Origin of the sequence: Stenotrophomonas bentonitica (genome assembly GCF_002887735.1) — a bacterium.
GTDB lineage: Bacteria > Pseudomonadota > Gammaproteobacteria > Xanthomonadales > Xanthomonadaceae > Stenotrophomonas > Stenotrophomonas bentonitica_A.
Map to the genome: position 1 here is coordinate 259,146 of NZ_PKQP01000002.1, position 13,423 is coordinate 272,568.

The window sequence follows — 13,423 nt, forward strand, 5'->3', positions numbered from 1 at the left end:
ACGAATGGAAACGGCGGCCATCACCCTGGTACGTAGCCCGGCACTACCTGCGGTTCCCCATTCGTGCACAAAAAAGGCCACGCATTGCGTGGCCTTTCGATTCACAGCCGGCGCGGGAATCACCCCGCGACTTTGCCCCACACCTGGAACCCGGTCAGCCACAACCCGAGCATGCTGCCCAGGTTGGTCAGCATGAAGGTCAGCACCACGCGGGTCACCCGGTTGCGGTACCAGCCCTTGACGCTCTGCGCGTCGTCGCGCAGCTTCAGGAAATCCTCGTAGGCCGGCTTGCGCAGGCGCGCTTCCACCAGGGCCGAGAACGCGCCGGTCGGGATGCTCAAGCGGAACGGCTTGAACGGTGCCACCACGATCGCGGTCAGGATGCTCAACGGGTGGCTGCCGGCCAACAGGCAGCCCAGTCCGGCCAGGCCGCCGGTATACATCGCCCAGACCGCCAGCAGTTCACTGCCGACCCCCAGGCCACCACGGTAGAAGCCCACGCCGATGCCGGTCAGCACGATGGCCAGGATCGCCAGCGTGATCCACGGAATGTTGCGCTTCTTCGGCACGTCTTCCAGCGACTCGCGCAGCGGGCCCGGCGCGTCGGTGTCGGTTTCCAGGTACCTGGCCAAGCCGGCCAGATGACCGGCGCCGACCACCGCCAGCACTTCGCGCTGGGCCGGGTCATGCACTTCACGCAGGCGCGTAGCCATGTAGCGGTCGCGCTCGCCGATGATGGTTTCGTACAGGGCCGGGCTCTCGCTGGCGAACTCGCCGAAGCTGGCTTCGAGCATGTCGCCCTGCTTGAGCTTCTCGATCTCGTCTTCGCCGACTTCCTCGGAGGCGAACAGGCCGGCGCCCAGGCCCATCACCAGCTTGATCTTGCCGAAGAAGCCCAGCCGCTGCGAGGCGCGCTTGAAGGTCAGGCCGACCTCGCGGTCGATCAGGTGCACCGGCAGGTTGCGTTCGTTGGCCATCACCACCGCGCGCTTGAGTTCGGCACCGGGCTCGATCTCCAGCTGCTCGGCCAGGCGGCGCTGGTAGGCGGCCAGGGCGAGGTTGGCCGCGAACAGGGCGACGCGCCCCTTGCGGATCACCTCGACCAGGTCCAGCTTGGCCAGGGCGTCCGGGTTGGTCAGTGCCTGCAGGCGCTGCGCGTCCAGTTCGACCGCGACCGCATCGAAGCGGCCACTTTCAATTGCACGTTCCACCGCTTCCACGCTGGCCTGCGAGACGTGCGCGGTGCCCAGCAGGGTGTAGCGCACGCCATCGCGCTCGACCACGCGCACGGGTTGACCGGCGAACAGGGTGTCGCCGGCCTCGATCAGGGTATCTGTCATTGCATCATTCATTCGAAGGGGCGCTGTCGGCACCATCGCCGAGCGCGCGCTGCATCTGGACGGTATCCAGCCAGCGGCCATGCTTGCGGCCGAGGCCGCGGAAAACGCCGACGGTATGGAAACCGAAACGCTCGTGCAGTTTGATGGAGGCGGTGTTGGTCGGCTCGCCGATGACGGCCACCATCTGCCGGTAACCGCGTGCGACGCAGGCATCGATCAGGCCCTGCATCAGCGCGGTGCCGACGCCGCGGCCCTGGAAGGCGGCATCCACGTAGACCGAGTTCTCCACGGTCCACTGGTAGGCGATCCGGCCGCGGTAGGTATTGGCGTAGGCATAACCGGCCACCTGGCCATCGACCTCGGCCACGATGTACGGAAAACCGCGGCCGACGATGTCCTGCATGCGGCGGCGCATTTCCGCCGCCTCCGGAATCTCGTACTCGTAGGTGTTGACGAAGTCGGTCACTTCCACCGCATAGATCGCGGTGATGGCCGCGATATCGGCATCGGTGGCGTCGCGCAGCTGCACGGTCACGGTGGGGTGTCCTGGTCGGTCAGTCGATGTAGCGCTTGAGCAGATCGCCGTAGGCATCGATGCGGCGATCACGCAGGAACGGCCAGATGCGGCGGACGTGTTCGCTGCGCTGCAGGTCCACATCGCAGACCAGGACGGTCGGCTCGCCACCGGCTTCGGCGATGAACTCACCCTGCGGGCCGAGCACATGGCTGTTGCCCCAGAACTGGATGCCCGACGCGCCCAGCGGCGACGCTTCATGGCCGACGCGGTTGCAGCTCAGCACCGGCACGCCATTGGCCACGGCATGGCCGCGGTGACTGAGCACCCACGCATCGCGCTGGCGGCCCTGTTCGTCGCGCTGGTCATCCGGGTCCCAACCGATCGCGGTGGGGTAGAGCAGCAGCTCGGCACCGGCCAGCGCCATCAGGCGGGCCGCTTCCGGATACCACTGGTCCCAGCACACGAGCACGCCCAGGCGACCCACCGACGTGTCGATCGGGGTGAAGCCCAGATCGCCCGGGGTGAAGTAGAACTTCTCGTAGAAGCCCGGATCATCCGGGATGTGCATCTTGCGGTACTTGCCCAGCAGCGTGCCGTCTTTTTCAAAGACCACGGCGGTGTTGTGATACAGCCCGGCCGCGCGCCGCTCGAACAGCGAGCCGACGATCACCACGCTGTGCTTCCTGGCCAATGCGCCCAGGCGCTCGGTGCTCGGGCCGGGGATCGGCTCGGCCAGATCGAACTCCTCGACCGACTCGTGCTGGCAGAAGTACGCACCGTTGTGCAGTTCCTGCAGCAGGATCAGCTTGGCACCCTGCGCGGCCGCTTCAGCCACGCGCGCTTCGATGACGGCCAGATTGGCCTCGGCATCGCCGTGGTTGCGCTCCTGGATCAGGGCGACGGAAAGGGTGTGGCGTGAGCTCATCCGGAGACGGTCCTGCAAGGGGAAAAACGCAGTTTATCGCGGATGGGTGCACGCAGCGTGCTGGCTGCTAAATGGCTGACACCCACGCGTCGGGTAGTGCCGGCCGCTGGCCGGCTCCGCAGCAGCATCGAGACAAGCCCAGGCGCGTGGCTGCGGCGGCTGGGCTGGCGGGTGCGGAGGTGCGGGACGCGCCGTAAACCCTTCCCTGGGGGCTCGTGGGCGCCATCCATGGCGCCCTGACGGTCCCGCACCTCCACACCCGCCATCCCTTCGACAGTGCGTCGGTGGTCTGGCAAACAGCGGTAGCCCACGACCGTTGGTCGTGGCGCTTAAGTCAGCAACCCCGCCGGCAGCTGCATCGTGATGCAGTGCAGGCTGCCGTTCTGCCAGATCAGCGAGCGGCACGGCACCGGCACGATCTCGCGGTCCGGATAGGCCTCGGCCAGCACCGCACGCGCGGCCTCGTCGGCAACATCCCCGTAGGCCGGCATCAGCACCGCACCGTTGAGGATCAGGTAGTTCGCGTAGGACGCCGCCAGGCGGCGACCTTCGTCGATCACCGGCTGCGCCCACGGCAGCGGGAACAGGCGGTACGGCTGGCCGTCGGCGGTACGCAGCGCCGCCAGTTCGGCGCCCATCGCCTGCAGTTCGGCGTAGTGCGAATCGCTGGCGTCATCGCAGGCCTGGTAGACGATGCTGTCGGTCGAAGCGAAGCGCGCCAGGGTATCGATGTGGGCGTCGGTGTCGTCGCCTTCCAGATAGCCATGGTCCAGCCACAGCACACGCTCCTGGGCCAGCCAGGTGGCCAGGTCGGCGCTGAGCGATTCGCGGCTGCGGTCCGGATGACGCTCGTGCAGGCACTGCCAGGTGGTCAGCAGGGTGCCGGCGCCGTCGGTCTCGATGCCGCCGCCTTCCAGGGCGAACGGAATGCTCTGCAGCTCGGCATTGTTGAACAGGCCTGCGGCATGCAGCACGCCGACCAGCTGGTCATCCAGGCTGGCGTCGAACTTGCCGCCCCAGCCGGTGAAGCGGAAGTCCAGCAGGCGGAAGCCACCATCGGCGCGCTTGAGCGTGATCGGGCCGGAATCGCGCAGCCAGGTGTCGTCGTACTGGGCGGTCACGAACCGCACGCGGTCCGTATCGATCCGGTTCGAGCGCAGGCGCGCATCGGCGTACGCCTCCAGGTCGTCATCGGCAACGATGATCACCACCGGCTGGAAGCGGGTGATGGCCGCGACGAGCGCGATGTAGGTGTCCTCGACGTCACCCAGGCGGTCGGCCCAGTCGGTGTCGGCGTGGGGCCAGGCGATCAGGATGGCGGACTGGGATTCCCATTCGGCCGGAAAGCGGAGCGTGTCGTTCATGATCTCGATGCGATGGCCCGCCGGCTGGCGGGCAAAGGGAAAGGGGTCAGCGGATCGGCGGTTTCGGCCCGATCTCGTTGGCGTCGGCGCGGTTGGCGACCACGTCGATCACCTTCTGCTTCTCGAAGTAGACGGTGAACTGCGGGTAGACCCAACGGTTGATCGTCGGCCACTGGCGCTTCTGCCCGCCGCGCGGTTCCAGGCGCTCGCCCGGGTCGCCGAACTGGGCCTGGACCTGCTGCATGCTCTGGCCGCGGACGGGCAGGGCGATGGCGGGCTTCTCGCGGCTGCGGTCGATCAGCAGGGTGTCGGCGTGGGCGCTGGAGATGGCCAGTACGGCCAGCAACGGCAGGGTGGTCAGGTAACGCTTCATCTCGATCTACTCCCCAGTGGTCAAGAAGGTGGAAGGTCCCGCGGCGACAGGTCTGACACCGGCGGTCGTGGCTACCCGGCGATTACAACAAAAATGGCAGCAAAAAGCCGCCCGGAGGCGGCTTTTTGTTCATCACCCGGCCCGGTGAGGGGCCGGTGGTGGCCGTGAGGCCAGCCGGCTCAGCGCTGGCGAGCCTTGAAACGCGGGTTCGACTTGCAGATCACGAAGATCTTGCCGCGGCGACGGACGACCTTGCAGTCACGGTGACGGGACTTGGCCGACTTCAGGGAAGAAAGGACTTTCATTGCATACCTCGGCGTAAACGTTGGATTCGGTTGGAGCGCGGCCGCGATATGCAGATGACAATCGGCAGGTGACGCCCGTTCAAGCCCGCCATTCTACCGGGCTTTTTTCCATCCTTTCAAGTGGTTGCACCAAAAAGGTCTCGGGAGGCCCCGGGCAGGGGCTAGAATGGGCGGTCAATTTTACAGGGAAACCCATGAATCAGCTTCCTTCCGTGCTCACCATCGACGGTCCCTCCGGGGCCGGCAAAGGGACTGTCAGCCGCATTGTCGCACGCCGGTTGGGCTGGCATTACCTGGATTCGGGCGCCCTGTACCGGGCGGTGGGCGTGGCCGCCAGCTGGGCTGATATCGATACCTCCGACGCCTCGGCGCTGGTCCGCTGCACCTTCGACACCCACGTGCGCTTCGTGGAATCGGCCGATGGCGGGCTGCGGGTGCTGGTCAACGAGACCGACGCCACCGACGAGCTGCGCCTGGAGACCACCGGCGCCCTGGCCTCGGCCATCGCGGCCATCCCGGAGGTCCGGGCGGCGCTGAAAGAGCGCCAGCGCGCATTCAGGATGGAGCCGGGGCTGGTGGCCGACGGTCGGGACATGGGGACGGTGATCTTCCCGGACGCCCCATTCAAGGTGTTTTTGACCGCCAGCGCCGAAGAACGGGCCGAGCGGCGGCATAAGCAGTTGAAAGACAAGGGTGTTTCGGTTAACTTTGACGACCTCCTGCGCGAGATCATGGCCCGCGACGCCCGTGATGCACAGCGCACAGTGGCGCCCCTGAAGCCGGCAGACGATGCCGTCGTCATCGACACCAGTGGTATTGGCATCGACGCCGTCGTTGCCAAGGTATTGGATCTGCTTCCGGTTTCGGGTGCCTGATCCGTTGTAAAGGAGGGCCGTCAGTCCATCGACGGTGTCGCACCATCGCAAGGCAACAAAAGCTCCGTCCCGCAATGATGCGTGGCGGTTTTCCTACTTAACACACGACCTGCGTTACCGGGGTCGACCAACAGGCGGGCATCAAGCGGTTCCCTTCGGGGGCCAATGCCCATGTGTCCAACAGAGTAAATCTAATGACCGAATCATTTGCAGAGCTGTTCGAAGCCAGTCAGGCCAATCTGGCCAAGCTGAAGCCGGGCTCGATCGTCAGCGGTGTCGTTGTTGAAGTCCGCGGCGATGTCGTGGTGATCAACGCCGGCCTGAAGTCCGAAGGCATCGTGCCGATCGAACAGTTCCGTAACGACGCTGGCGAGATCGATGTCGCTGAAGGCGACGTCGTCAAGGTTGCCCTCGATTCCATCGAGAACGGCTTCGGTGAAACCGTTCTGTCGCGTGAGAAAGCCAAGCGCGCGATGGTGTGGGACGAGCTGGAAGAAGCGTTGGAAAAGAACGAAACCATCACCGGCCGCATCAGCGGCAAGGTCAAGGGTGGTTTCACCGTGGACATCAAGGATGTCCGCGCGTTCCTGCCCGGTTCGCTGGTGGATGTGCGCCCCGTGCGCGACCCGGCCTACCTGGAAGGCAAGGAGCTGGAATTCAAGCTCATCAAGCTGGACCGCAAGCGTAACAACGTCGTTGTGTCCCGTCGTGCAGTCGTCGAGAGCGAGCACTCGGAAGAGCGCGAGCAGCTGATGGACAAGCTGCAGGAAGGCGCGATCCTGAAGGGTGTCGTCAAGAACCTGACCGATTACGGCGCGTTCGTGGACCTGGGCGGTATCGACGGCCTGCTGCACATCACCGACATGGCCTGGAAGCGCGTGCGCCATCCGTCCGAAGTCGTGAACGTCGGCGACGAGCTGGACGTGCGCGTGCTGAAGTTCGACCGCGAGCGCAACCGCGTTTCGCTGGGTCTGAAGCAGCTGGGCGAGGATCCGTGGGACAACATCGCCCGTCGTTACCCGGCCAACAGCCGCGTCTTCGGCAAGGTCTCCAACGTCACCGATTACGGCGCATTCGTCGAGATCGAGCCGGGCGTCGAAGGTCTGGTGCACGTGTCCGAAATGGATTGGACCAACAAGAACGTCAACCCGTCCAAGGTTGTGCAGGTCGGTGACGAAGTTGAAGTCATGGTCCTGGACGTCGACGAGGAGCGTCGCCGCATCTCGCTGGGCATGAAGCAGGTTGCCGCCAATCCGTGGGAAACCTTCGCTGCCATCCACAAGAAGGGCGACAAGGTGTCGGGCCAGATCAAGTCGATCACCGACTTCGGCATCTTCATCGGCCTGGACGGCGGTATCGATGGCCTGGTGCACCTGTCCGACATCAGCTGGAACACCACCGGCGAAGACGTGGTCCGCAACTTCAAGAAGGGCGACAACCTGGACGCCGTCGTCCTGGCGGTCGATCCGGAGCGCGAGCGCATCAGCCTGGGCGTCAAGCAGCTGGAGCAGGATCCGTTCGGTCAGTACATGGCTGCCAACCCGAAGGGTTCCAAGGTCGAAGGCGTGGTCAAGGAAGTGGACGCCAAGGGCGCTACCATCGAACTGGCTGACGGCATCGAAGGCTACGTGGCCGCTCGCGATGTTGCGAACGAGCGCGTGGACGACGCGACCCAGTTCCTGAAGGTCGGCGACAAGGTGGAAGCCAAGTTCGTGGGCATGGATCGCAAGGGTCGTACCCTGCAGCTGTCGATCAAGGCCAAGGACGACGCGGAAATGCGCGAAGTGCTGGAGGAATACCAGTCCTCTTCGGCTTCCAGCGGCACCACCCAGCTCGGCGCGCTGCTGCGTGCACAGCTGAACGGCAACAAGTCCGAGTAATCGGTCTGTCGCTGTCGTAGTTTCCTGGACGGCCCGGACATCAGTCCGGGCCGTTTCAGGGTCTGAGTTCCTCCCCAAGAGCCCGTAATGACCAAATCCGAGCTGATCGAAATCCTGGCGCGCCGACAGGCGCATTTGAAGTCGGACGATGTCGATCTGGCGGTGAAGTCGTTGCTGGAAATGATGGGTGGGGCGCTGGCCGGCGGGGATCGCATCGAGATCCGCGGGTTCGGCAGTTTTTCGTTGCACTACCGGCCGGCACGGCTGGGGCGCAATCCCAAGACCGGGGAATCGGTCGCATTGCCGGGCAAGCATGTCCCGCACTTCAAGCCGGGCAAGGAACTGCGTGAGCGCGTCAGCGCCGTGGTGCCGCTGGAAAGCGATCCTGCCTGACGGGTCATCCGCCACGGGGCGGATGCATGATTTCCATGGAGTCGGCTGGCAGAGCGGAGTGTTAGTCCGCTACTCTTGAGCCCTACGGAACTGGAGCTGCTGCATGAACGTCGTACGTCTGCTGATCCTGCTGGCGGTTCTGGTGGTGGGTCTCATCATCGGTGCGCTCAACTCGCAGCCGATCATCATCAGCCTGGGCTTTACCCAGATCAATTCCACCACCGGCGTGGCGATCATCATCGCCCTGCTGTCCGGTGCCCTCATCGGCGGCGGCCTCGTGCTCGCCAGCATGGTGATCCCGCTGTACGCCAAACTGCGCCGTGCGCAGAAGGCCGCGCCTGCCGTGGTCGTGGCACCCCCTTCTTCTTCTACATTCGACGGACGCTGAGCGCCGATGGAATTTGTCTCCGAGTGGTTCTGGTTTTTCCTGTTCTTGCCCCTGGCCGCGTTGTCGGGCTGGGTGATCGGGCGTCGTGGCGGTCAGCGCCATGGCGACAATCAGGTCAGCCATCTGTCCAGCACGTACTTCCGCGGCCTGAACTATCTGCTCAACGAGCAGCCGGACAAGGCGATCGAGCTGTTCCTGCACATCGCCGAGCTGGACAAGGAAACCTTCGAGACCCAGGTCGCGCTGGGCCATCTGTTCCGCCGCCGTGGCGAGGTCGATCGTGCGATCCGCCTGCACCAGGGCCTGGTGAACCGCGCCGATCTCAGCGATCAGCAGCGCGTCCAGGCCTTGCTGGCCCTGGGCGAGGACTACATGAAGTCCGGCCTGCTCGATCGTGCTGAAACGGTGTTCACCGAACTGGCCCAGATCGACCAGCGCGCCCCACAGGCACTCAAGCACCTGATCGGCATCTACCAGGCCGAACGCGACTGGGAAAAGGCGATCGACAACGCCAGCCGTTTCGAAGAAGTCACCGGCGAGCCGATGGGCAAGCTGATCGGGCAGTTCGAATGCGAACTGGCCGAGCGCTACCGTGGCGCCGGCAAGATCGACGAAGCGCGCGCTGCGATCGCACGCGCCTACCAGGCCGATGCGATGTCGGTCCGTGCCGGCATCATCGAAGGGCGCCTGGAGAACGATGCGGGCAATGCCGAAGCCGCCGTGCGCGCCTTCGAGCGTGCGGCCCGCAATGATCCAGAGTACCTGCCCGAAGTGCTGCAGGCGCTGATGCAGAACTACCGCAAGGTCGGTGACCTTGGTGGTGCCCGTGCGTTCCTGTCGGAGATGACCGAGCACTATCGCGGCATCGCCCCGGTGCTGGCGCTGACCCAGCTGATGGAAGAGCAGGAGGGCGTCGCCCCCGCGCGCGCCTATCTCGGTCGCCAGCTCAAGGACCGTCCCTCGGTGCGTGGCGAGTCGGCGCTGATCGACCTGACCCTGGCCGAGGGCGCGGATTCCACCGCCACCCTGCACGATCTCAAGCACATCACCGACCAGTTGCTGGTCCGCAACCCGGCCTACCGCTGCACCCGCTGTGGCTTCGGCGCGCGCACGCATCACTGGCAGTGCCCGAGCTGCAAGGAATGGGGCACCGTCAAGCCGCTGCTCAACTACGCGGTGCTCTGAACCATGATGGTGGGCTGGATGGCAGGGCTGCTGGCGGTGCTGGCGGTATCGGCGGGGCTGACCTGGGCCGCACGGGCGTACGCGCTCCGCCGCAATCTGTTGGATCAGCCGGGCGAGCGCCGCAGCCATGGGGTGGCGACGCCTCGCGGCGGTGGTATCGCGATCGTCCTGACCCTGCTGCTGGCCTGCGCGGTCGCCGCCGTGATCTGGCCCAAGGCCGGAATCTCGCTGGCGGTGTTCGCGCTGGGTCTGGTACTGGTGGCCGGGATCGGCTGGTGGGACGACCATCGGCCGCTGCCGGCGGTCCGCCGCCTGCTGGTCCATGTGCTGGCCTCCGCGCTGCTGGCTGGGCTGGTCTGGCATGCCAGTGGCAATCCCTGGCAGGCGCTGCTGGCCCTGTTGTTCGCGACCTCGCTGATCAACATCTGGAACTTCATGGATGGGATCAACGGCATCGCCACCACCCAGGCGATCCTGGCCGGTCTTGCCTTAGCGCTGGTGCTGCCGCCCCCCTACGGCCTGGCCGGTGTGGTGCTGGGGCTGGCCTGCCTGGGGTTCCTGCCGTTCAACTACCCACGGGCACGCATCTTCATGGGCGATGTCGGCAGCGGGGCGCTGGGCTATGCCATCGCGGCGCTGGTCTGCCTGGCCAGTGTGCACACCGATATCCACTGGTTGCTGTTGCTGGTGCCGCTTTCGGCCTTTCTTGTGGACGCAGGCTTCACATTGCTTTCGCGCATCCTGTCCGGACAGCGCTGGATGGAACCCCACACGCAGCATCTCTATCAGCGCGCGGTGAAAAGTGGTGCAAGCCACACTTTCGTCACCGGGGTGTATCTTGTTTTTGGAATATTCAGTGCGGCAGTGTTTAATGCATGCACGAATTTGCAGCCGAGGTGGGAGGCTGCCGTGGCCATCGCGTGGTTGATCTTCGCGTACGGCCTTTGGCTGCTCCTGCGCAAGGGAATGCGCAACTAGAAGGAATACGTTGTTTATGACGCCTTGGCAGGACCGACTTACCGGCTTGATGCCGCGCGCGGCCATCGTGGCCCACGACCTGTTCATGGTCTGGGCGTGCTGGCAGCTGCTGCACGCCGGCCGCTACTCGATGCTGGCCGACGCGCCGGCGTTGCCGCTCTGGAACATCGACACCTCGCTGGTGCTGGTCATCCAGGCAGTGGTGTTCTGGCGGGTGGGTCTGTACCGCGGCCTGTGGCGCTTTGCCAGCGTCGCCGATCTGCTCAACATTTTCAAAGCCAGCTTCATCGGCCTGCTCGCCATCGTGGTCGCCCTGGCGTACAAGCGCTTTGAAGGCGTACCGATGTCCGTGCTGGTCATCTATCCCTTCGCGCTGTCGGCGCTGCTGGGCGCGCCGCGCCTGCTGTACCGCGCATGGAAGGACTATCAGGCGTTGCAGTCCGACGTCACCGCGCGCCGTGTGCTGATCCTGGGTGCCGGCCAGGCGGCCGAGGCCCTGGTCCGCGACCTGCGCCGCTCGGGTGATTTCGAGCCGGTCGGCCTGCTCGACGACGCCCCGCATCTGCAAGGCGCCAAGCTGCAGGGCCTGCCGATCCTGGGCACCCTGGAAGATGCCCCGGCCGTGGTCCGCGAGACCGCCGCCAAGCTGCTGGTGATCGCCATCCCGTCGCTGGATGCCGTGGGCATGCAGCGGGTGGTGGCCATCTGCGAAAGCACCGGCGTGCCGTTCCGGATGGTGCCCAAGCTCAACGACATCCTGCTGGGCCATTCCTTGCCGGGTGAGCTCAAGGAAGTGGCGATCGAGGACCTGCTCGGCCGCAAGCCGATCCTGCCGGACTGGGCGCTGATCCGCGGCTGGCTGGGCGGGCGTACCGTGCTGGTCACCGGCGCGGGCGGCTCGATCGGTTCGGAGCTGTGCCGCCAGTGCGCACGCCACGGGGCAGGGCGCATCGTCCTGGTGGAAATGAGTGAACTGCTTCTGCTGACCATCGAAGCCGAGCTGCAGCGCAGCTTCCCGGATCTGGTGGTGGAAGCGGTGCTGGGCGACTGCGGTGACCCCGCGGTGATCCGCCATGCACTGTCGCTGTCGCGGGTGGACTCGGTCTTCCATGCCGCCGCCTACAAACAGGTGCCGGTGCTGGAGCGCCAGCTGCGCGAAGCGGTGCGCAACAACATCCTTTCCACCGAAACGGTGGCGCGCGCCTGCGTCGAAGCGCGCATCGAGCATTTCGTCTTCATCTCCACCGACAAGGCGGTCGATCCGGTCAACGCGCTGGGCGCCAGCAAGCGCTACGCGGAGATGATCTGCCAGAGCCTGGACCAGAAGACCAGCCACACCCGTTTCGTGACCGTGCGCTTCGGCAACGTGCTGGCCTCTGCCGGCAGCGTGGTGCCGGTGTTCCGCGAGCAGATCCTCAAGGGCGGTCCGGTTACCGTGACCGACCCGGAAGTCACCCGTTACTTCATGACCATTCCCGAGGCCTGCCAGCTGATCCTGCAGGCGGCCGCGTCGGCCTCGCATGGGGCGATCTATACGCTGGACATGGGCGAGCCGGTGCCGATCCGCGTGCTGGCCGAGCAGATGATCCGCCTGGCCGGCAAGCAGCCCTACAAGGACATCGCCATCGTCTATACGGGCCTGCGGCCGGGCGAGAAACTGCACGAAACGCTGTTCTATTCCGACGAAGATTATCGTCCGACCGCGCATCCGAAGATTCTCGAGGCAGGCGTGCGCACGTTCGCGCGTGAGCAGGTATTGGCCAATGTGCCGAAACTGCGCGAGGCGATTGCCAGCTACGATACTGATGCGATCAACAGCATTCTGTTTGCGACCATGCCCGAATTTTCTCCTTTGCAACAGGACGATCACGTCAGCTCTGCTAAAGTGCTCGCCTTTCCGGCGCGTGAGGCCACTAGGTTCTGATGAGCAAGCGTATTCGTAAGGCGGTATTTCCTGTCGCAGGGTTGGGAACGCGATTCCTGCCGGCCACCAAAACCGTTCCGAAGGAAATGCTGCCGATCATTGATCGGCCGTTGATCCAATATGCCGTGGATGAGGCGATCGAGGCGGGCTGTGACACGCTGATCTTCATCACCAACCGTTACAAGCACGCGGTCGCGGATTATTTCGACAAGGCCTACGAGCTGGAGCAGAAACTCGAGCGCGCCGGCAAGCAGGAACAGCTCGAACTGGTTCGCCATGTGCTGCCCAATGGCGTGCGCGCCGTGTTCGTGACCCAGGCCGAAGCGCTGGGCCTGGGCCATGCGGTGCTGTGTGCCAAGGCGATCGTGGGCGACGAGCCGTTCGCGGTGCTGCTGCCCGACGATCTGATCTGGAACCGTGGCAACGGCGCGCTCAAGCAGATGGCCGACGCCAACGAAGCCAGCGGCGCCAGCATCATTGCCGTTGAAGACGTGCCGCATGACAAGACCGGCAGCTACGGCATCGTGGCCACCGAGGCTTTCGACGGCCGCCAGGGCAAGATCAGCGCCATCGTTGAAAAGCCCAAGCCCGAGGACGCCCCGAGCGACCTGGCCGTGGTCGGCCGTTACGTGCTGAGCCCGAAGATCTTCGAGCTGCTCGAAGCGACCGGGACCGGTGCAGGTGGCGAGATCCAGCTGACCGACGCCATCGCCGAACTGCTCAAGAGCGAGCGCGTCGACGCGTACCGCTTCGAGGGCCGCCGCTTCGACTGCGGTACCCACTTGGGTCTGGTCGAAGCCACGATCCGCTTCGCCCTCGACAACGAGAAGCTGGCCGGTCCGGCACGCGAAGTGCTGCAGAAGATGCTGGCAGAGGGCTGAGAACGAGCTGCCCCCGCGCGATGCAGCGGTGGTAGTGCCGGCCGCTGGCCGGCTCTCAAGCAGCAACGGTAGTGCCGGCCGCTGGCCGGCTCCCG

Annotated in this window: 14 protein-coding genes; 8 read left to right on the forward strand and 6 right to left on the reverse strand. The window is 65.1% G+C overall.

What is annotated here, in order from left to right:
* Nucleotides 1-119 precede the first annotated feature (119 nt).
* The 6 genes from C0R07_RS05570 to ykgO form a co-directional block, all read right to left on the reverse strand.
* A complete protein-coding gene (locus C0R07_RS05570; RefSeq protein WP_070427196.1) occupies nt 120-1,352 on the reverse strand; it encodes a TraB/GumN family protein in 1,233 nt (410 codons plus the stop codon).
* Nucleotides 1,345-1,875: a GNAT family N-acetyltransferase gene (locus C0R07_RS05575; RefSeq protein WP_019183104.1), complete on the reverse strand. Its 531-nt coding sequence runs from the start codon at nt 1,873-1,875 to the stop codon at nt 1,345-1,347. Before C0R07_RS05575 ends, C0R07_RS05570 begins: the two co-directional genes overlap by 8 nt.
* Nucleotides 1,876-1,894: 19 nt before the next feature.
* Nucleotides 1,895-2,782, reverse strand: a complete 888-nt coding sequence (locus tag C0R07_RS05580) for a carbon-nitrogen hydrolase (RefSeq protein ID WP_070473150.1) — start codon at nt 2,780-2,782, stop codon at nt 1,895-1,897.
* Between the two features lie 329 nt (nt 2,783-3,111).
* Nucleotides 3,112-4,146 (reverse strand): agmatine deiminase family protein, encoded by a 1,035-nt coding sequence (locus C0R07_RS05585; protein WP_102788352.1) that lies wholly within the window; start codon nt 4,144-4,146, stop codon nt 3,112-3,114.
* A 46-nt stretch (nt 4,147-4,192) separates the two neighbouring features.
* Nucleotides 4,193-4,519: a hypothetical protein gene (locus C0R07_RS05590; protein WP_046273769.1), complete on the reverse strand. Its 327-nt coding sequence runs from the start codon at nt 4,517-4,519 to the stop codon at nt 4,193-4,195.
* A 179-nt stretch (nt 4,520-4,698) separates the two neighbouring features.
* A complete protein-coding gene (ykgO, locus tag C0R07_RS05595) occupies nt 4,699-4,824 on the reverse strand; it encodes a type B 50S ribosomal protein L36 (protein WP_017355593.1) in 126 nt (41 codons plus the stop codon).
* A 194-nt stretch (nt 4,825-5,018) separates the two neighbouring features.
* On the opposite strand from ykgO, the gene cmk reads away from it, so the two are divergent.
* From cmk to galU, 8 genes are all read left to right on the forward strand, one after another.
* Entirely contained in the window at nt 5,019-5,699 is a 681-nt protein-coding gene (gene cmk, locus C0R07_RS05600; protein ID WP_046273768.1) for a (d)CMP kinase, read from the forward strand.
* Nucleotides 5,700-5,893: 194 nt separating this feature from the next.
* On the forward strand, nt 5,894-7,579 hold the full coding sequence (rpsA, locus tag C0R07_RS05605; RefSeq protein ID WP_019183099.1) for a 30S ribosomal protein S1: 1,686 nt from the start codon (nt 5,894-5,896) through the stop codon (nt 7,577-7,579).
* A gap of 87 nt (nt 7,580-7,666) precedes the next feature.
* Nucleotides 7,667-7,972: an integration host factor subunit beta gene (locus C0R07_RS05610; protein WP_019183098.1), complete on the forward strand. Its 306-nt coding sequence runs from the start codon at nt 7,667-7,669 to the stop codon at nt 7,970-7,972.
* 103 nt (nt 7,973-8,075) lie between these two features.
* Nucleotides 8,076-8,360, forward strand: a complete 285-nt coding sequence (locus tag C0R07_RS05615) for a LapA family protein (RefSeq protein ID WP_019183097.1) — start codon at nt 8,076-8,078, stop codon at nt 8,358-8,360.
* Nucleotides 8,361-8,366: 6 nt separating this feature from the next.
* Nucleotides 8,367-9,545 carry a lipopolysaccharide assembly protein LapB gene (gene lapB, locus C0R07_RS05620; protein WP_019183096.1) on the forward strand — a complete coding sequence of 393 codons (1,179 nt, stop codon included), beginning with the start codon at nt 8,367-8,369 and terminating at the stop codon, nt 9,543-9,545.
* A gap of 9 nt (nt 9,546-9,554) precedes the next feature.
* Nucleotides 9,555-10,523, forward strand: a complete 969-nt coding sequence (locus C0R07_RS05625) for an MraY family glycosyltransferase (protein ID WP_428991897.1) — start codon at nt 9,555-9,557, stop codon at nt 10,521-10,523.
* Nucleotides 10,524-10,539: 16 nt separating this feature from the next.
* Nucleotides 10,540-12,447: a polysaccharide biosynthesis protein gene (locus C0R07_RS05630; protein ID WP_046273767.1), complete on the forward strand. Its 1,908-nt coding sequence runs from the start codon at nt 10,540-10,542 to the stop codon at nt 12,445-12,447.
* Nucleotides 12,447-13,328 (forward strand): UTP--glucose-1-phosphate uridylyltransferase GalU, encoded by an 882-nt coding sequence (gene galU / locus C0R07_RS05635; protein WP_019183093.1) that lies wholly within the window; start codon nt 12,447-12,449, stop codon nt 13,326-13,328. Before C0R07_RS05630 ends, galU begins: the two co-directional genes overlap by 1 nt.
* Nucleotides 13,329-13,423: the final 95 nt, after the last annotated feature.